Raw genomic sequence first — 22,643 nt, 5'->3', positions numbered from 1 at the left:
TTTTTCTTCTAAATTATTTAACTGTCGATTGAAACTTATAAGTACCTGGTTGTGCTAACAATTCAAATGAATCTGCATTTGTTTTTACTAGCTTTACCTCTTTTACATCTTCTACATTTTTACCATTTACTAACAATGGTTTGTTTGTATTTCCTTGAACACTTACTTTTGCTGTTGTGTTAGGTGGAATTGTAGCTTCTAAAGAAAAAGTACCCGCTTTAATTTCCCAAGATGAAGCAATTTCACCATAGGTTGTATTTAAAGAAGCAGAAGCCGAAGTTAATTTTTTATTTGTTTTTGGTGCTATTCTAATAGTTTTATACCCTGCTTCTAAAGGTGCAATACCAGCAATACGCTCGTACATCCATTCTCCTATTGCTCCGTAAGCATAATGGTTTAAACTATTCATATTTTGAGGATTAAATCCTTCTTCTTTACTATAGCTATTCCAACGTTCCCAAATAGTTGTTGCTCCTTGATTAATAGAGTAAAACCAAGATGGATAAGTTTCGTTAAATAACAACTTGTAAACTAGGTCTGTTTCTCCCATATTATCTAAAACTTGAGATAAAAGCGGTGTTCCTAAAAAACCTGTTTTTAAATGATCGTCTGCTTCACTAATTTTAACTAATAAATTTTGCTGCGCTTGTTTTTGCTTTCCTTCAGGTAATAAATCGAATGCTAATGCTAATAAATATGATGTTTGCGTAGCCTTTACACCTTTAACATTACCCTGATCATCAAAGTACTCATTATCAAAAGCTTTTGCTACTGTTTCATATAATTTCTGATACATTTTAGCTTCTTCAGTTTTACCTAAAACTTCTGCCGTTTGTGCTGTTAATTTAGCCGAATGTGCAAAAAAAGCTGTACCAATTAAATTATGAGATGTGTCTCCTTTTACTTTACCGTTTTCAGCATTTGGTTGTAGCCAATCTGCAAACGTGTTCATAGACGAAATATAATTTTCAGATGTTGCTTTATGATGCGCCACCCATGCTTTCATTGTTTCAAAATTTTCTTCAAGAATCTTTTTATCACCTGTTCTAAAGTAGATTTTCCACGGAATAATAGTACATACATCTCCCCAACCAGAACTTACTTTATTATTATTTAAAACATCTGGTACTACCCAAGGAATACCACCATTATCGTATTGAGATTCTCTAACACTTTGTAACCAGCTAGCCCAAAATTTATATACATCTGCATTAAAAATAGACGTTGGTCCAAAAACCTGAGCATCGCCCGTCCACCCCATTCGTTCGTCTCGTTGTGGGCAATCTGTTGGTATATCAAAGAAATTACCACGAAGTCCCCAAACAATATTACTTTGTAGTTGGTTTAACTTTTTATGAGAAGTTGTAAATGTTCCGTTTTCATCAAAATCAGAATATTGAACGATTCCTGTTACCCAATCTTTTGATGGTTCTATTGCTGTATCAAATCCGCTTAACTCTACATATCTAAATCCGTGAAACGTAAATTTTGGCATCCACTCTACCACACCATCTTTTGATGCTGTATAATAATTTGTTGACAGAGCACTTCTATAATTTTCTGTGTAAAATGTACCATCTGGCGATAACATTTCTGCAAATCTAATTTTAAGTATTTGCCCTTTTTTCATAGGTACTTTTACTAGAGGTACACCCACCATATTTTGCTGTAAATCAAAAATAACAGCACCCTCTTTTTTAATAATTTCTTTTGTTTCTAATTCAATTTTAGACTTTACTGTTGTATGTCTTTTTGGCTCTAATTTTATAGCATTAGTAACCTTAGTTGCGTTAACAGTTAACCAGTCTTTATCATCAAAATTACTTGTTGTCCAAGCTGCCATTTCTAGATTGGCATCATAAGTTTCTCCGTCATAAATTTCAGACAATCTTATTGGACCATTTGTAGTTCCTCTCCAAGAATCATCAGAAATAATAACTTCTTTAGAACCGTCTTTCATTGTTAATTCTAACTGAGATAAAACTTTAGGCGATTCTGTATCACTCCAATAGGATTTCATCCAACCTAATCTACCAGAATGCCATCCTGCAGCCAATTCTATTCCAATAGTATTTTTACCAGGTTTTATTAAATCTGTAACATCATAAGTAATGGTTTCAATACGTTTTTTATACGGGGTATATCCCGGAGGCATTACATCATCACTAACGTCTTCGCCATTTATTGCCACATCAAAAACACCTTTTGCGGTAATATATAATCTTGCCGAAGCAACATCGTTAGATAACTCAAAACCTTTTCTTAAATATTGTGGTCTGTGAATAATGTTATCTTGACTTCCAATAACTCCTTCTTCTTTGGTTGATAAACCTATCCATTGGGCTTTCCAATCTGTATTGTTTAATAAACCTAATTCAAAATTATTGGTATCACTCCAATCTGAAGCATTATCATCTTGGTTCCAATACTTAACTTGCCAATACACTTTTTGACGAGATTTTAAAGCATCTCCACCATACTTAATCCATGCAGATTGAGCTGTTTTCTGTTTTTTAGAATCCCAAACATCAGCATTATCAGGCAATAAATCGGGACTACTAGCTACAACTATTTGATAAGCAGATTGACTTTTTACCTCATCTAAAATAGGTAATTGCCAAGAAAATGTAGGGTTTGATTCATAAAAACCAATAGGGTTTTCAAATCCTTCTGAAACGGTTAAGTTTTTAGGAGTCTGTAGAATTTCTGCTTCCTTACATGATACCAAAGTAAATAAGGTAAAACAACAAATTGTGGAAAAAAGATATTTAAACATGTTTATATAAAGTATTAATTAAAATTTATTTTGAAATTTATAAGTTCCTGAATTCACTAAAATTACTAAAGATTCTTTATCTGTATTTAATAATTTTATATTAATATTTTCTTTTATAGCGCTTCCGTTTACAAGTAATTCTTCTAGATTTCCTAAAGGAATATGAACTTCTGCCGTTGTATTTGGTGGAATAACAACATCTAATTGAAACGTTTTATTTTCAATTTTCCATGCAGAAGAAACTTCTCCGTAAGAGGTGTTTAAAGATGCTGATGCAGAAGATAATCTTTCATTAGGTATTGGAGCAATTCTAATTTTTTTATAGCCTGGTGCTAATGATGCAATACCCGCAATACGCTCGTACATCCATTGTCCTACTGCTCCGTACGCATAATGGTTAAGACTATTCATGCTTTGTGGGTTAAAACCATCTGCTTTACTAAAGCTATTCCAACGTTCCCACATAGTGGTTGCTCCTTGATTTATAGAATAAAACCAAGATGGATAGGTTTCTTTAAATAAAATTTTATACATTAAATCTATCTCGCCCATATCATCTAAAACCTTAGGTAATATTGGTGTTCCTAAAAAACCTGTTCCTAAATGGTAATCTGCTTTTTTAAGTTCTTCTAGCAAATGCTTTTGTGCTTTTACTTTGGTTTCTGGTTTTAATAAATTAAAATGTATCGCTAGTAAATAACTTGTTTGCGTTTGTTTTGTGTTTATAAACATTCCGTTTTCATCAAAAAACTTGTTTTCAAAAGCATTGGCTATTTCTTTGTATAAATTTTTGTATTTTTTTTCGTCTTCTGTTTTACCTAAAACACTTGCAATTTTAGATAGTAAATGAGCAGAGTGTGCAAAATAAGCTGTGTTTATAAACTCTTTTGGTGTATCGCCTCTATTCCCTATTTTACCTGTTTTTTCTGGGTAAGGTTGTAACCAATCTGCAAAAGAATGCACATAAGAAATATAATTTTTAGCCTTAGATTGGTAATAACCAACCCACTTTTTAGACATTTCGTAATTTTCTTGAAGCACACTTATATCTCCTGTAATATTATAAATATCCCAAGGGATAATTACACCTGCGTCTCCCCAACCAGAACTTGCATTGTTATTTTGTAGTACGTCTGGTATGATAAAAGGGATTAAACCGTCTTTATGCTCAGACTGAGTTTCTCGCATACTTTGTAACCAAGCTGTCCAAAAAGCATGTGTCTTAAAATTAAACATGGCTGTTGGAGAGATTACTTGTGCATCGCCTGTCCACCCTAAGCGTTCGTCTCGTTGCGGACAATCTGTAGGAACATCGAAAAAATTATCGCGTAAGCCCCAAGTAATGTTACTTTGTAATTGATTTAATTTTTCGTGTGATGATGTAAACGTTCCATTTACTTCAAAATCTGAATGCTGCACCAATCCTTGTACCCAAGTTGAATCTGGTTTTCCTTGTTTATCAAATCCACTTAATTCTACAAACTGAAATCCGTGAAACGTAAATTTTGGTGTATAGTTTATAATTCCATCCGCCGCAGCGATATAATAATCGGTAGATTGTGCCGAACGGTAATTGGTGGTATAAAACGAGCCATCACTTAACAACATTTCTGAAAAACGAATTTTTAAGGTATCACCTTTTTTCATAGGCACTTTTACCTTTGGTACGCCTACCATATTTTGCTTTAAGTTAAATATTGCTATGTTCTCTTTTACAGAAACAACCTCTACATTACTAATTAATGATTTTTGTTTTACTGTTGTATGGCGTTTAGGAGCTAGTTTAACAGAATCTACAACCGCATCTATTTCTGTATTTTGCCAAGTAGCATCGTTAAAATTTGCAGCAGACCAATTCGGTATTTCAAGATTAGCATCATAAGTTTCTCCATCATAAATACCTGCTAATCGAATAGGACCATTTGTGGTTCCTTTCCAACTTTCATCAGATATAATAATTTGTTTAGATCCGTCTTTTAAGGTTATTTCTAACTGACATAATATTTTAGGTGATGCAAAGTTTTCGTAAAGTGCTTTACCTCTACTAATTCTTCCGGAATGCCATCCTGAAGCCAACGCTACCGCTATGGCATTTTTACCTGTTTCTAATAACGTTGTAACATCGTAAGTAAGTGTTTCTATACGGTGGTTATAAGGTGTCCAACCCGGAGGCATTACATCATCACTTACATTTTTTCCGTTTAAATGCACATCAAAAATTCCTTTTGCTGTAATATATAACCTTGCAGATTCTACTTCCTTAGATACTTCAAAACCTTTTCTTAAATATTGAGGTCTATGCATTAAAAATTTTCTAACGCCTTTAATACTATCTTTTGCAGTATCTAAACCTGCCCATTTTGCTTTCCAATCTTTATTATTTAGTAAACCTAATTCAAAAGTATTTATAGCACTCCATGTAGATGCGGTTTTGTCTTGATCCCAATAGCGCACTTGCCAGTATACTTTTTGTCTAGATTGCAAAGGTTTCCCTTTATAATTAATCCATGTAGATTGATTTTTTACTTGTTTTTTTGAATCCCAAATATCTGGGTTATCTGGTAATAAACTAGGTGAACTAGCTGCAACAATTTGATATGCAGATTGACTTTTTACATTTTCTGAAACAGGTAATACCCATGAAAAAGTAGGTTTGTTATTATAAAACCCAATAGGGTTTTTAAAATTCTCTGAAACCCTAAGTTCTATAGGTTTTGAAATTTCAGGTTTTTCACATGAAATAAAAATTGATAGGGTTAGAAAACTAACTATGTAATAAAAATATTGCTGCTTCATTTTTAATTGAATTCTTTAAATTTTAGTTTTTTTTTTAGATTAAAACGGATATGCTTTAAACTGTATTAAAAGATTATTCGATTTATTTTTTATTATTTGACACATAGATTTTGTATGCATTTTTTCATAAAAAAATCATCAAAAAAAAATTAAAACTCATCAGAGCAAGATTGATTTTTTTTCTTTTAAAACCATCCTGCTCTGTCTCGTAAAATCGATAATTAATTTATATTATTTTTATTGTACAAATAACCTCTTTAACTCCTTCTGGAAACATTGCCAAAATGGGCACTACCTCCATACCAGGAACTTGATTAAATATGCGCTCTCTATTATGTTTTTTAATGATTAAAGGCACATTTGCATTAATAACAACCACACCTTCTTTTTTATGAATTGCTATTTTATACTCGGTTAATTGAGCCACTTTTTCGCCACTTGCAGAAACTAGAGGTAACACTAAGGTGTCTTTATTAAAATTTGACGCTGTTCTTACTGCTTTAATGGTTGTTTTTTCTTTATCAAAAAGGTAATTCAATTTAATATTACCTGCTGTTTTTAAAGTTTCTTTTTCACGATTGGTTAACACTGCATCTATAGTAAAATCTATAGTTTCTTTAGTATCAATTACTGATACTTTTGCTTTTAAATCATGAATATTTGTATACCAAACCTCATCAACAAAACGCTCTACTCTTGGTGTTAAACAAAAACCTTCTTCTGGTTGTGGTTGCTGGTTATAATCTTCTACTAAGAGATATTCTGCCATACTTGCTGTAAATAACGGACCAACTTTTTCGTGCCATAAAACAGCTAAAGATCCGCCTGTGGCTGCAACAGAATATTTCTTTTTCCAAATTTGATCGTAAGAAGAAACTGTACTTCTCCAAGGGCCTCTTGAGGCTAGCCACACATCTAGTTCTGCAAAGTGTTTTACACCATCTTTACTACTTCTAGGAATTGGAGTAGCTTTATTTACATTTTTTATATGCGCTGTATTATCTAAAACAAATGCTAAATTTTTTGCATGAGAAAAAGTATGATGTATGCATGGTTTTACACCATGAGACTCAAAGTGCAAACCACCAGCTAAAAGGCCGTTTACGGTACAACGCTCTAATAACTCTGTGTTTAAAACAGCTGCCGTACCAAATGCAGCATTTCTATTTGCCATTAACGAAAATGCGGGTTGACAACCATCTGTAGTTCTACTACCCCAATAACTCCATTTATTTTGACGAGTACCCCAACTATTATCCCAAGCACCATCTGGCAACATAAATTCTAGATGCCCATTCATAGATTCTGTAAGTAACACTAGTAATTCTTCATCTTTTTCCAGAACAGCATATTGTACTAAAGCATTTAAAGTTTCTTCTACATTATACCCCAAATCTACAGGATAAAAGCCTTTAGCACTTTTATCGTTATCTGGTTTATCTTCTCCAAATATCAATTTATTGGGAGTTGTTAAATACTCGGGAATTAATGTTACAAATTCTTTACTGCGGACAATATATTTTTCTTCTTTAAAATATTTTCCTAAAAAATACAGGGCATAAATAGCTGTAAAACGATAGTTGATGTGACTAAAATGCATGTCGAACTTTTTATAAACAAATTCTATTGCAGCTTTTAATCGTGTATCCCATTTTTCTTTTAACTCTTTAGATAGCAAATGCCCGTGATGATGTAAAGCTTCGCCTAAAGCTATGGCTCCAAAAACAGTAATCCCATTCCAAGATTTTGGATCTATCATATTGGTCCAACTTCCATCTGGGTTATCTACATTTACAGACCAATCCATTAGTTTTAAGGCCGCATCTAAATATTTTTGCTCACCAGTAACATCTGCCATATACATAAACGGGTAAACAGCATCGTTGCACCTACCATGCACAACATTACAGGCATAACAGTACAATGCCCCATCTGTAACGGAATCGTTTGGGTTATTTACTTGATCTCTAATCATAGCATCACACCATGTTTTTAGCAAATTAAAAGATTGCTTTTCAAACTCGGTCATGCTTTTTAAATCTAGCTTTTTAAAACCATTTTTGTTGCACGAATATATTGGTAAAATTAGCCCCAAACTCCCCCATGTGGATACCTGAATAAATGAGCGTCTTTTCATGTTTATACCTTATTTAACAATTAAGCTTTAAAATTAATTTATTTTATAAAAAACATTGTCCTGCATTATCGTTATTGGTTAAATGCTTTTTAAAATTTGATAAAATACACTCCTCTAAAAAAAAACTTTGCTGTATAAAAAAAAGCTAGCATTTTTTACAATGCTAGCTTCATCAATTTTATAATCTATTTAAAAATTATTTTACAATAATTTTATGATTGTATACTTTATTATGATCACTAATTACTCTTATAATATAAATACCAGAATTCAGTTTTTCTGTAACCAATACATTCTCTTTATTTGTAACTGTTTTGTAAACAATTTTACCTAACATATCACTAATAAATATTTTTGCATTTGTAATTCCTTTTAAAGAAATTGTAAACTGATCTTTTACTGGGTTTGGATATACATTTATAGATGGTAAAATAAGTTGATTATCATTTACACTAAGAATAGCTGTTGTTGATTCTACAATCCATTTGCTTCTATCATCTTTATTTAATGAATGACTAACAGTATTGTCTTCTTCATTATACAAATATCTTCCAGAATTTTTGGTTTCAAAAGTATAAACTCCATTTCCTTCATAAATTACCGTCCATATTTTATCTACATCTGCTCTTGGTGGTGCAAAACCAGTATTTATAATTGTTCCTGCAGATCCTCCTGCAAACCTTAAAATTCCTTTTACACTACTATCAATATTATAAAAATCTCCAGATTTTACAAATTTCCATTCTTTATCCTCACCTGTAGCTACTTCACTTGTAATTACTGCTGATTCTTCAGAATCTAAATACCTACCTGTTGCCACATTTTTAATTCTATAAATATCTCCTGATAAATCATTAAAATCTTTAACATTAACTGTTATGGTAACTTCTGTAGAAGACAAACTTTCATTTTTATCATTATAAGCTATTGCTTTTACAGTGTGCGTACCTGGTGTTTGAGTACTCCATTCTCCTGTATAAGGAGAAGTTGTATCTTCACTATACAATTGCCCATCAACCCAAAATTCAACTTTAGAAATTGTACCAGAATTTGTAGATGAATTAGCACGTAATTGAATAGTTTCTGTGGTATTAAAAACTTGATTATCATAAGGGGCTGCTAAAGAAACATTAAAAGGTTTAGGCAAAATTCCTAAATCTATTATTTGTAAATAAATAGGTTGTGCATTCCCTGTTTTTCTTTCCATTAAATAGTAATATAATTTACCATCTGCAATATGTACTCTACCGTGGTCAAAAACCTTTCCTGAAGTTGCTTGATATACTCTAGTAAAATTATTTGTACCTCCTTTAGCTTTCTCTACATAAACTCTTCCTCCTGTTAACCCTATTATGTAAACATCATCTCCAAAGGTATAAATTGAAGATCCTCCTGCAAAATCTTCGGAAGTAGTAAACTCATCAGAATCATTAGCTCCTGCTGGTTTATAAGTATGTAAATATTTAGTAACATTAAATTCGTTATCTTTTACTTGACTAATAATATGCACGTCACCTTTATCTGTCACGGTCCAATCAAAACCTTGAACAATGTAAACCTTGTCTTTTTGGGTAGTTTGTACATAATCTCCAGGTTCCATAACCTTTGCAAAATCTGCGTCTATTAAAGGTAAATTAAACTCAGTACCTTTATGATTCTTCCAACTATCGGCTCCACTTTGGTTATCGGAATACGCGTAATATACTCCATTTTGATATTGGTACTTATCATCTTTATTAGCTCTTCTCTGAAAACCTACTCTAATTTTACCGTTTATATATTTCATATTACCATATAACCCCCAGTTAACATCACCTCCTTTATTCTTAGCGTTTAAAACATTAAAATGTGTAAAACTAGACCAGGTAGAAGTACTTGCTGTGTATTTAGAAAATTTATAAGCACCATTATTGTTACCTCCTTCTCTCATATACATAAAAAGGTCTCCAGAGTCATTCACAAAAAACTGCGGATATGTTAAGCCTTGAAAATTAGAGTAATCTTCACCTCCATTAAGACTAAGGTGCTTGTATCCTCCTTCGTTATTTTGCTCAAACTGACTTAAGGTAAATTCTGCATCAGAAACTGATACTATATTTTTCTTAGAATAAGAATATCTAAAATAGTCTTTAGCTAAACTTCCATCAGATGGTCTAGTTCTATGGTAGGCATGCATATCATATAATAGATGAATAGTTCCATCTATTGGACTAATACCAATACCTATTGTATTATGAGACTCACCTATCCACCATTGATTATTAAACCCTGTATGTGTATGAGGAAATTCTATTGTAGCCATAGTACCCGTTTCTGTATTATAACGTGTTAACATAACATGACGATCTGCCTTACCCCCTCTATACCATGTCATAAAAACATATTTACCATAGGTTTTTATACAATCTCCATGCGCAGATATATTACGTCCATAAAAATAATCAAAGGGAGCATTTACGCCCGTATTTGTAGCACCATCTCCAACTTTAACACCATCAAAATGTAAAGCAATATCAGAAATTTTAACTTCTTTTTCTAAAATTACCTGTGCATTTATAGAGCTATTAAATCCTAAAAAAAGAAATAAAGTCAATATTAGTTTTTCGTTGGAAAACTTAAAATATTTTTTAATTGTAGTTTTTATCATTTTATTTTAATTAGTAAAAATTTTATTTACAACAAATTTCATTAAAATACATCAACAAACTGTTATATACTGTCCTGTATTACTTAATAAATTTTGCAGTTCTTAAAAGAGGGCATAGATTAAAAACAATATAACCTTTTTTTAGCTTACTTTTAAAATAAATAAAAGCCAGAGAAATTAATTTCTCTGGCTTTTATAAAAAACTATTTTTTATCAAAAAAAATTATTCAATTACTAATTTTCTTTGATAAGATTTTCCATCACCTACAACATTTATTAGATAAATGCCTGGAGCAAATTTTTCTTCATTTATTATTTCTAGAGTACCACTAGTAGTTGTGTTTTTATAAATTAATTTACCTAGCATGTTACTAATTGAAATATCCGCCTTTTTAATGCCTTTTAAAGAAATATTAAAACTACTTCTTGCAGGGTTTGGGTAAACTGCTACCGTAGTAATATCATCAGTTTGTAAAATATTTTCTTTTTCTGATGTTTTACTTAAAGCTGTACTTGTTGCTATTAACTGCCATTTAGTAGTATTAGCACTACCAGATGTTACCAACACACCTTTATTACTGCTATTTTGAGATAAGAATCTATTATTCTTTTTTAATTTAAATTGATAAATATTATTACCTAAACTAATTACAGACCATTGCTTATCACTTTGAAATTTTACAGGTTCTGTTTGGGTTCCTACAATAGTGTTATTAGCACCTTCTGCTAGCATACCAGAACTATTACTGTTACTTGCTTTTCTGTTATCTATATTAAAATAACTACCCGTACCTGTTCTTACAAGTCTCCATTGTTTATCGTACCCACTTTGCCCTGTATTAGTCTGAATAACAGTACTACTAGGCACACCTTGTAAAAACCTACCTGTTGATACATTTTTTACTTTATACCAAGATGCTGTTATATCTCCAATAGTTGGCGGAGGTGTAGACACATTATCATCACTTATTTTAAAAACATAAGAAAATATACCTTGGCTATCTGTTTTGGTATCACCTCTGTCTTCTGCTATAACAACAAGATTACCATCAACTATACGTACACCAGAGCTTCCTAAGGTATCTTTTGTTTGATAAACAAGATCATTTCTGTATTTAAATTCTCCTGCTGCTGTACTCTGTATTGTTATAATTCCTTTAGATTTATTAATAGAAGTGTTGTAAATACGGTCTCCATAAGCAATACCTGTTTTACCTACTCCTGAGTGTTTTGTAAATTCAGTTTGTCCGGCTTTACGCACATAGGTATAATGATATTTAGTATCGTTACCTCTACCTCTATAACTAATATGAATATCTCCTTTATCACTTACTGCCATTGAAGGTCCTCCGCTAGATCCTTTACCATCTTTAGTTGCTGGTAAATCTATTAAAAGTGGAGAATAATCTTGAATTGGCATAGGTTGTGTTTTTCCGTCTACGTCTTTCCAAGCACCGGTCATTGTAGGTCCAGCGTTTGCCACATACACCCCTTCATTAAGTACATCGTCTGCTTTTTTTCTTGCCCATCTTACAGAAAAACCATAATATAAATCACCTCCTGCCAAAACAGGTGCTGGTGCATAGGCATAATTTCTATCTTTTGTTTCTACAAATCCTTTACCAGAACCTCTAATTACCATTTTAGCTTTAGACCAGGTACTTGTAGATCCATTATATACATGAACCATTTCATTACCACCAACTGCAGATCCTTTTCTGTAATTAACAATCAAGTTACCTTTGTCATTTTCGGTAACCGCTGGATATGTAATTGTAACATTTTCTCCTACAGCTAAATACCCTCTCGTTCTATTAAACATACCTATTTTAAAGTCGCTATCTTTTGCAAAAGCAGTATTCTTTTTAGATACAATATACTTAAGCGGATCATTATGATGATCGTAAAAAACATGAACTGTACCGTCTGTTTTACTAACACCAACACTTATAGTTTTATGAGAATCTCCCCAGCTATTTACCTTAGGGCCAATTAATGTATTTTTATGAGGTAATTGAACTGTAACCCATTTACCTGATCCTATTTTTTTACGAGAAATCATTAAATCTCTACCATTTTTCATACCGCCTTTGTACCAGCCAAAGAAAATATATCCATTAACAACTGTTAAACAATCTCCTCTCGGACTTATGCTTGGTGCATAATGAAATGCTTTTACTTTTTCTCCGTTTTTATTTGGATACCAAAAATATAATGCCTCATTTGTTACTTCACTTCTTTCTAAAAATTCTACTTTTTGAGCAAAAGTATTTTTAAAGGATAATAAAAATAGTACTATCGCAAATAGTTTGATTGTGTAGGTAATCCTAATTTTTGCATTAGTTAATGTTTGTTCTTTTAAATCATTCATAAGTTTAGTTATTTAATTAGTTAATTGTTTGTGTTTTATTTATTTTAACACAAAAAGCATAATATCTATATTCATATATTATCGCTATAGGTTGTAACAATAATATATAAAGCTCATAATTTTGAATTTTAAAATTCACAACTATTTTATTTGTTGATCTTATTAATAAAAAATCAACATGCTTAGATACTAGCTTTAAATTTATATTTACCCGATTCTACTCTATATACAGCATTTCCGTTTTCAAAACGAAGGAAGGTTACTACTTCACTTTTTTTCATTGGTTTTCCGTTTTCGGTAATACTTTTTAAATTATTTGTTGGTATATAAACTGTAGCCTGAGAATTAGGAGGAATACTTACATTTAATGTAAATTGTTTATCATTACGCTCCCAACGGCTACTTATTTTCCCATAAAGGGATGTTGTACTTCCTTCTACAAAACTCAAATCGCCTGCTAGTATAGGTTGAATAATGAAAGATTGAAAACCAGGAGACAAAGGATCTGGACGAATACCCGCAAGACTTTTGGTCATCCAAGACGCTACACCAGTGTAACAGGTATGAATACGACTAGGTACATCTACATTCCAATATTCTGGCCAAGTATTTTCTCCGCGTTCAAGAAAGTACCCGTAACTAGGTTGTACCTTACTAGAAAGTGCTTTAAAAAACAAATCACTTCGTCCAGATTCTTCAATCATATACTTAAATAAAACGGGTAAGCCAGAACTTCCCATATCTAAATAAGCCTGATTATCTGTAAGTTCTTTTTCTATGTTAGCAAATACTTTATCACGAAGGTTTTTAGGTGCAACGCCTGTCATTAAAGCAAAAGCTTGTTGTACCTGAGTTCCGTTTGAATAGGTATTTGTTTCAGAATTAAAAAAGTGTTGATGTATGGCCTTGCGCAATGCATCTAAGCGTTTTTGATAAAACTCAGCATCTTTTTCTTTACCTTGTATTTGAGCCATACGAACCACATCTGCCAAGTTCATGGCATACACACAGTTATTAAAATATTGTGCTTCTGGTGTATCTCCCCATTCTTTACGTTTTTTGGGTGCAGCCCAATCTCCAAGAAATTTCCCTCTATTTTCTGAATAATTAACAAGAACGCCATTTTTTACATTCTCATTTAAATACTCCAACCACTTAATGGCTTCTGGATAAATGCGTTCAAATATTTGCTGATCACCATAAACTTGATAAAATGCTGTAGCAATATTAAGTCCTGCACTACTCCACATTGGCCCTCCAAAATGATGGTTAATTTGTGGTGCAGTATGATAAAACCATCCGTTTTCTGTTTGTACATCTGCCCAATCTCGCACATGTTTCATATACAATGCGCCACTTTGATAATTTGGCAACGCTATACCCCAAGAGGTTGCAAAGGCTACTTCGCCATACCCTAATCGTTCTCTATGTGGGCAATCCATGGTAAAACCTTCTACCGTGTTTGCACGATAGGTCCATAAATCTGCCTCATAAATTTTATTGAATAATTCTTTTGATGACGTAAAATGCCCAACCTGTTTAATATCGGTTGCAAGCACCAAACCTTTTACATCACTAAGTTTTGGTTTTTGCCTTAAACCTTCAATAGTTACATAACGTCCTGCGATATAATTAAATCGGTTTCTAAAGACCTCTTCCCCTATTCCTGTACAAATATATTCATTGAGCTGTCCAAAATCTTGCCCAGTTTTATCATCATCGGCCACTTTAATTTTTATGACATCGCCTGCTTGCTGACCTCTTATTTTTAGTTCTACCCAACCTGTAAAATTCTTACCTAAATCTACAAAGTAAGTCTCTTCACCAGAAATATTTTTAGCCGAAATTGTTTCAATTATACGAGTTGGTTCCATCATTTGAGACGAAAGCTTTGCTTTAATGGTTGTTTCTTCTGCTAAATCCCAATTTGTATCATCAAACTCAGTAAGATTCCATCCTTGTATATATTGTTGTGCATCCACAATTTCACCACCGTGATCTCTATATTTTATTTTCCCTCGGTTTTTACTGTTAGCCGCATGGCATCTCCAATCTTTTCCTGTTTCTAAAGACAACGACTTTCCTTTTTCATCTTCGCCATTAAGTTGAACACGTAGCGCTTGGAATGTATTGAAGGTTGTGTAACGAGACCACCCTGGGCCTGTCCAAAATGCTATAACATTATCGCCTTTCACCAATAAATCACTAATATCGTAAGTAACATACAAAATACGTTTGTCTAAACGCGTTTGAGCAGGTGCCAAAAACCGATTATCTGCTTTTTTGCCATTTACATACAACTCGTGATAACCACATGAAGCCACATGAAGAAATGCTTTTTTAGCCGGAGCAGATAATTTTAGATTTTTTCGAAACCATAAATGTTGTTCTACCGGAAGATTTGTTTTGTGATCTGTTGCTAATTCAGTTGTTTTTTCTTTATCAGCAGTCTTAGCAACTTTATCCATATTGGGATGTCTAATCCAAGAAGCTGTCCAATCTTTATCTGCAAGTAATCCTATAGAAAAACGAGCAGATTTACTCCAATTGCTAGCTTTTCCATCTTTATCAAAAACACGAACTTTCCAATAACAATCTTGATTTGAAACTAATGTTTTGCCTGCATAAGAGACCAAAGCAGATTGCGATGATTTAATTTTACCACTATCCCATAAATCGCCTTCGTTTTTAGTTAAAAGTTCTGGGCTACTAGCTACAAGTATATGATACCCCGTTTGCTTTTGACCTCTAACATAGGCTTCGTCAATTATTTGCCAACTTAAACGTGGTTTATTAGTGTCTATACCTAAAGGATTTACCAAATATTCACATCTTAATTCTTTTACGTCTATAGGTTTAACCTTTTGAGCACAACATACATTCAAAAAAGTTAAACAAAGTATTACTAGAAAATTTCGAATTCTATAATCCATCTGTTTAATTAATTAGAAACTGCTTTTGGTGATTGTACTACGCCGTTTCCTTTTTCCCAGCTCCAATAATCTATAGACTTTCTGTTTTCATCCAATACATAACTCCATTTTTTTAGATAAAATTCTTTGGGTTTAAAATCATCTCCCACATCTTTTAATGCTTTTTGAAGTTTAGCATCTAACTCTTTTTGTAGTGTTTCAAACTCTGGTTTATCCAGTAAATTATTCATTTGATACGGATCTTTAACGTTGTCAAAAAGTTGACTTGCGCCTTGTGGACTGCATGTATAACTATATTGCTTAGTTCTAATAGCTCTGTAAGAAGCATCTTTATAACTGTTTGCAAAAGGACTAACACCCATTAATAAAGCAACACGATCTGCATTTGGATCAGGATTTTTTATTAACTGAGAGATGTCTTCGCCCTCTATACTATTTGGTACTTTACTGTTTGTTAAACCCAACAAAGAAGGTAAAATATCTGGTGTATTTATGGGTGCATTTACTACAGCTCCTTTATTTTGATGAATACCTGGGTAGCTTATTAAAAACGGAACTCTAGTAGATTCATCCCAAGCTAATTGTTTTGTAAAAGGCACTTCTCCGTGCCCACCCATCATTTCTCCGTGATCTGCAGAAAACACTATAATAGTATTATCTGATAAATTTAATGCTTTAATTTTTGCTAAAACACTACCAATAGCTTCATCTGTTGCTGTACAATGTGCATAGTAGCCTTGTAATTCTTTACGTGTTTTTTCTTCTAAATTTTTAGGAACATTTGGGTTGATTTTTAACGCTTCCGTTGGATACATGTCTTTATACTTCTGAGGTGCACTATAGTGCGGAAAATGAGGCGTAGCTATAGAAATAAACATTAAAAATGGATTTTCATCATTTGCGTGTTCACTCAAATATTTATTAGCATCTTTGGTAATAGCAAAAGGCGAATATTCGTCCCAATATTTAATGTTTGTATCTTCATTATCATAATAAGGCATTTTATTATAATCGTGAGAACATTCTAATGCTTTCCAATAGTCAAAACCCTGACGTCTTTCTTTTGGGATGTAATTAGATCGTCCATGACCATCTAAATGCCATTTACCCCAATAAGCAGTAGAATAGCCTTCTGATTTAAAAATTTCGGCCATACATAATTCCTCTTCTGGCAAATACAAATCGTTTATAAACATACCTGTAGTAGTTGGGTACTTTCCGGTAAGTAATGCAGCTCTGTGCGGTGTACAAACCGGTGTTACCGAAACTGCGTTTGTAAAATTTACAGACTCCTTAGCAAACTTATCTAGATTAGGTGTTTTAACATTGGTATCTCCAGCATACCCTAAAGCCGAACCTCTCCATTGATCGGTTAAAATATAAACGATATTAGGTTTCTTCTTAGATTCTATTACAGGTTTTGTGTTTTTATTTTTCTTGATATTAGCACAACTTGATAACGCTATGGCTACTATAAAAAAAACACCTAGTACCTTATTTGTATTCATTTTTATCAACTTTAATTTTTGTTACTATAAATTTTATAGGCTGTTTTTAACAATTTATTTGTTAACTTTTTAATTCTGAAAGTTTTAGAAAAAGAGATATTGACTTCTAAAATGTATAACACCCAAAATTAAAGAATAGTATTTCGTTTTACTATATACATTCTGATATGTTTATTATACAAAATGATATTTTTAAAAGTTTCTAATAAGTCTATTTATTTTTTTTCCTTTTGTAAGTGAAATTTTTTGCTCCTATATTTTGCATTCTCATAAAAACATAACAAGCTGCTCTTACTTTATAATCACGTCCATCCATATCGAAAATCTTTAAAAAGGTTTACAAAACCTTAACCCTTCATTTGCTTGTTTGTCAATTGCTCATGCTCGGCTTGTTAATTTCCATAACAACCAATAAACTGATGTGGAATGTCTTCTATAATAGAAAAAAATATTCAATTTTTCCTGTGCTACCAAATTTGCATCGTAAAAAATTGATGATACATTAAGAGTTATAAAAAAAGTTTCAACGTATCGGTACTTATGATTTTGCATTTTTTAAAGTTTGTTTTTTTAATCATTCATAAGTTTATGTATTTTTTATATCGTATAAATACAAAAAACAGAGATAAATTCAATACCATATTTGATTGAACTTATCTCTGTTTTCTTATAAAGACTAAATAAACTCTATTGTTTAGAATCTATTAAATTATCTAGTTTATAATTACCATCCAGCATTTTGTACAAGATTTCCATTACCTTGTAAGGCATCAGACGGCAATGGCATGGTTTCATACCTTTCTGCATAATCTGCAACAGCATCTGGCCCCTCTTGCATAGCCTTTTCAACATCACCCCAGCGCTGTAAATCAAAATATTCTTGATATTCTCCTGCTAGTTCCCAAGCTCGTTCTTGCTTAATATTTTCTAAGGTTACACTACCCAATGAGGCTAGACCAACTCTGCTTCTAACTCTATTAATATGTGGTAAAGCTTGAGTAGAGTTCCCTGCCCCCACATAAGCCTCTGCTAGCATAAGCAACACATCTGCGTAACGAATAAAAACTTCATCATTTTCATTTGAATTTGTTCCGTTACCGCCACCTTCAAACCACTTATTAAAACCTAATCCTGTAGTTTCATCATAAGTAGTAATTCCGTTTTCAAAAACTGGAAATGGAGGTTGATTAAATGTAATCGTTTCTCCATTAAATGCTTCATAACTATAAGCCATGGTAACGTCTCTCCTTGGGTCAGTAGGTTCAAATGATTCGTAAAACTCTAATGAAAGTGCCCATTCATTAAAGGCACCTACCCCAGCAGAACCAGCACCTGGTGTATTAGGTGGTCGTAGAGCCCATGGTATTAGATTTCCTGCAAATGTATTACCAATTATATTTGGCTGAGCCCATATAATTTCATTATTAAATTCATTGTTAGTATCAAATACATCTTTGTAAGTTGGTTGTAAATCATAAACATTAGAGTTTACCACTTCTAATAATTTATCTACAGCCATTTGGTAGCTACCTCCAGTTATTCCTAAACTAGGATTAGACTGTTTTAAACCTGCCATTTGAAGATATACCTCACCTAATAAACTTTTTACGGCTCCAGAGGTTGGACGTCCATTTTCATTTGTTGGTCTTGTAGCTGGTAACTTATCTTGCGCATATTCTAAATCGGCAATAATAGCATCATATACTTCTTGTGCACTATTTCTAGGCAATGAATTACCATTAAGTAAATCGCTATTTACTTCACTAGTAGGTACTAAATGTAAAGGCACTCCACCAAACAACCTAACCATAAAAAAATACTCGTTTGCTCTTAAAAATCTAGCTTCTGCTAGTCTATTTTCGGCCTGTGCTTCAGATATATCTGCATTTGGAATTGCATCAATAACAATATTTGCTCGTTGTATGGTTTGATAAGCTAATGTCCAAATTCGGGTTGTAAAAAATCGATCTGAAGGATCCCAAAGGTAGGATACATAACGTGCATCTCTATTAGTAGGATCAAATCTACAAACCGTATACTGGCTTGGTCCAGAGCAAATAGACCATCTAAATAACCTGTTACCTAATGCAGAAATCCAAGCATCGTAAACACCATTCATTGCCAGATCAACACCTTTTATATCTACAATTGCATTAGATTGGGTATTAAATGAGAACACTTCTTCTTTCAAGTCGTTACATGAATAGAGGAAAATAGAAAGTACAATTAGTACTGAAAAAATTTTAGTTTTATTTAAGTATAACATTTTCTTTTTTTTTAATTAAAATTGTGCATTTATTCCAAAACTTATCAAACGAGTAGTAGGATAGGTACCAAAATCAAGACCAAATAAACCACCTTGACCTCTAAACGAATCAAAAGAATCAACTTCTGGATCTAAACCAGAATAATTAGTTATTGTTAATAAATTAGTACCAGTAAGAGATACTTCTAGAGCAGAAAGAGTTTTCCATCTTTCTGGCAGAGATATATTATATTTCAGGGTTACATTCTTTAATCTTAAGTAACTACCATCTTCTATAATAGAACTATTAAAAGTATCTGGGTTGTTAATACCAGGTCTAGGATAACGAGGATTATTTGTTGGGTTAGAAGGCGTCCAACGGTTATCATAGTATTCTTGTAAAGTGTTTGCAGAGTTGGTAGATAATATGTACCTCGACGCATTTGCTATATCATTACCAATAGAAGCTTGAAAAAACAGATTTAGTGAAAAATCTTTATACGATAAATCATTATTCCATCCAATAATAGCATCAGGGTTTGGATCACCAATAACCACTCTATCATCAATATTAAGAACACCATCTTTAGTAACATCAACATATTTATTTCCTCCTAGAGTTTCTCCTCCATTAAATGGAGAAAATGTTGGGTTTCCACTGGTATCAAAATCTGATTCTTGAATTAAACCATCGGCTTTCCAACCATAAAAAGCACCTATTGGCTGCCCCACCTCGTATACATTAGTATTTACAAACACATTTGTAAATGCTTGTCCATCTGCTGGGAATAATCTAGGTGCTGTACCGATATCCAAAACTTTTGATCTATTCATACTTAAATTAAGACTACTAGACCAATTAAATTCTTTATTTCTAAGAATATCAGCAAAAATACCAATTTCCAATCCTTTGTTTTCAACCTCACCAAGGTTTACTAAAATATTTCTAAACCCATCTTGAGCAGGCAGGCCTACAAGTTGTAATAAATCTTGAGTTTTCTTATTATAGTAGGATACATTAAATTCTAAAGCATTATTAAACAAACCAAGATCAAAACCAATATCAAAAGTGGTAGTGGTTTCCCATTTCAATTCTGAATTACCAGCTGTGTTGGCAGGCTGAATACCAATGCTAGAAGTATTACCTATTGTAGAGAAAACATTGTTTGATTGAAACTGGTTTAAGGATTGGTATGGCTCAATAGCTTGACTACCTACCTGCCCCCAAGAGACACGAAATTTAAGATTAGATATCTTAGAATCTTCTAAAAACTCTTCGTTAGACACCAACCATGCTCCTCCAAAAGAAGGGAAAAATCCCCATTTATTATTCTCAGAAAAACGAGAAGACCCATCTGCTCTATAAGTAGCGTTTAATAAATATCGGTCACTAAAACTATAGTCTAACCTTCCAAAAAAGGATTGTAAATTAGCCTCAACTCTGTTACTACTAGCAAGTTGACTTCCGGCAACGCCAACATTATCTAAACCAAAAAGATTGGTAGATAAATTTTCTGAGATAGTACTTACACTTCTAGTATTAAACCCATTATACTCCTGCCCTACAAGAATATTAAAATCATGTTTCTCAGAAAATATCTTGCTATATTTTAAATAGTTACTAATAACAAAATTAAATTGCTCTGCACTAGAAGTTCTAATTCTACCATTAACCAAAAATGCTTCTCCACCCAGTTGTGCAGGTGTAAATAATCCATTACTTGAATTAAAAAAATCTACACTACTATTATTTGTAAAGGTTAATCCTTCTGTTATATCTATAGTTGATTGAATACTAGATAAAATTCTAGTTTCGGCTCTTCTTCTTTGACTTTCTGTAAAATAAAGATAAGGGTTTTGAAATAAGAGACCATTTGATGCATTTCCAGTAAAATCGATAGGCACCAATGGCTCTGAAGCAGCTGCACTAAAAATACCTCCTTGATTTTTACTTAGTTCACCACCTTCAGAAAAGCTACCTCCTTTTCTTACCGTATGCGTTAAGGCATTACTTAATTTAACATCTAAAAGACCATTTAAGGCTTTAAAATCTATATTTGCACGAAGATTAGCTCTTTCATAATCATTGTTTTTGAAAATACCCTTTTCATTTATATAGTTTACCGCAGTAAAGAAATTCATTTTTTCTGCACCACCACTCATAGATACATCAAACTCTTTTCTTATTCCGGTTTGTGATACAAGGTCTTGCCAATCTACCCCTTGTCCAGCAAAATCAGATGGATTTGCAAAAGGGATGGCACCACCTCCATTTGCTGCAGCCTCATTTCTATACTCTGCATAAGTTTGCCCATTTAATACATTAAACCTTGCTAATGGTTCTGAGAAACCTATGGTAGAAGATGCATTAATTTGAGTTTCTCCTTTCTTACCTCTTTTTGTATTTACGATAACAACACCGTTAGCCCCTCTTGCTCCATAAATAGATGTTGCAGCTGCATCTTTTAACACTTCAAAAGAAGCAATGTCTCGAGGACTAAAACTAGGAATACCACTTACAGGCACACCATCTACCACCCAAAGTGGATTATTATCACCATTAATAGAATTATTACCCCTAATACGAATACGTGCAGGAGAACCTGGCTCTCCAGTACCATTAATAATGTTTACTCCTGATGTTCTTCCTTGAAGAACTTGACTGACATCTGTAAATATGGCATCATCTAATTCTGCACTATCCACAAAGCCAACAGACCCTGTTATTTTTGATTTGTTTTGTGATCCATAGCCAATAATAACAACTTCGTCTAATTCAGAAGCATCTTCCTCTAATACAATTGTAATATTTGTTTGGTTATTAACAGCTAATTCTTTAGATAAATAACCTAGATAGGATATTACTAATGTGGCATTACCATTAGCTATATCTAAAGAGAATTTTCCCTCCATATCAGATTGTACTCCATTAGTTGTTCCTTTTTCTAGAACGGTAGCATCTGGTAACGGAGAGCCATCTACCCCCGTTATAGTACCCCTTATTGATTTTTGTCCAAAGCTGAGTAAGCTTGTAAAAAAACATAAGAGAAACAAAAATTTTAAATGCGGCTTTTTAGTTAATTGTTGGTCATTCATTTTCTTTTTAGTTTAATTTGTTTATTATTTTTTTTTAAATTTTAGGTTAATAATTCCTTAAAAATATTGTTTATCAAATTAAATCTTGTCTTGGTTTGACCTGTGTATATTATTTTGTTTGATGTTAATAGTTA

Annotated in this window: 9 protein-coding genes; all 9 read right to left on the bottom strand. The window is 32.6% G+C overall.

The window, feature by feature from the left end; translation table 11 throughout:
- Positions 1-13: 13 nt before the first annotated feature.
- On the bottom strand, positions 14-2,728 hold the full coding sequence (locus tag GQR92_RS00955) for an alpha-L-rhamnosidase (protein WP_233269937.1): 2,715 nt from the start codon (positions 2,726-2,728) through the stop codon (positions 14-16).
- Positions 2,729-2,794: 66 nt separating this feature from the next.
- The gene (locus GQR92_RS00950) at positions 2,795-5,572 is read right to left on the bottom strand and encodes a family 78 glycoside hydrolase catalytic domain (RefSeq protein ID WP_158837363.1); all 2,778 of its coding nucleotides are present in this window, start codon (positions 5,570-5,572) and stop codon (positions 2,795-2,797) included.
- Between the two features lie 226 nt (positions 5,573-5,798).
- Complete coding sequence (locus GQR92_RS00945) at positions 5,799-7,709, bottom strand: hypothetical protein (protein WP_158837362.1); 1,911 nt, start codon at positions 7,707-7,709, stop codon at positions 5,799-5,801.
- Between the two features lie 196 nt (positions 7,710-7,905).
- Positions 7,906-10,302, bottom strand: a complete 2,397-nt coding sequence (locus tag GQR92_RS00940) for a BNR-4 repeat-containing protein (protein WP_233269935.1) — start codon at positions 10,300-10,302, stop codon at positions 7,906-7,908.
- A gap of 277 nt (positions 10,303-10,579) precedes the next feature.
- On the bottom strand, positions 10,580-12,727 hold the full coding sequence (locus GQR92_RS00935; protein WP_158837360.1) for a BNR-4 repeat-containing protein: 2,148 nt from the start codon (positions 12,725-12,727) through the stop codon (positions 10,580-10,582).
- A gap of 182 nt (positions 12,728-12,909) precedes the next feature.
- Positions 12,910-15,660 (bottom strand): family 78 glycoside hydrolase catalytic domain, encoded by a 2,751-nt coding sequence (locus GQR92_RS00930; protein ID WP_158837359.1) that lies wholly within the window; start codon positions 15,658-15,660, stop codon positions 12,910-12,912.
- An 8-nt stretch (positions 15,661-15,668) separates the two neighbouring features.
- Positions 15,669-17,168: a sulfatase family protein gene (locus GQR92_RS00925; RefSeq protein WP_158837358.1), complete on the bottom strand. Its 1,500-nt coding sequence runs from the start codon at positions 17,166-17,168 to the stop codon at positions 15,669-15,671.
- A 724-nt stretch (positions 17,169-17,892) separates the two neighbouring features.
- Positions 17,893-19,434, bottom strand: coding sequence for a RagB/SusD family nutrient uptake outer membrane protein (locus GQR92_RS00920; RefSeq protein WP_158837357.1), 1,542 nt, complete (start codon positions 19,432-19,434; stop codon positions 17,893-17,895).
- 15 nt (positions 19,435-19,449) lie between these two features.
- The gene (locus GQR92_RS00915) at positions 19,450-22,509 is read right to left on the bottom strand and encodes a SusC/RagA family TonB-linked outer membrane protein (protein ID WP_158837356.1); all 3,060 of its coding nucleotides are present in this window, start codon (positions 22,507-22,509) and stop codon (positions 19,450-19,452) included.
- Positions 22,510-22,643 lie beyond the last annotated feature (134 nt).

It is taken from the genome of Polaribacter sp. L3A8, from assembly GCF_009796785.1.
Taxonomy (GTDB): domain Bacteria; phylum Bacteroidota; class Bacteroidia; order Flavobacteriales; family Flavobacteriaceae; genus Polaribacter.
Note: the sequence above shows the minus strand (reverse complement) of the source record. Positions and strands in the feature narration are given on the sequence as shown.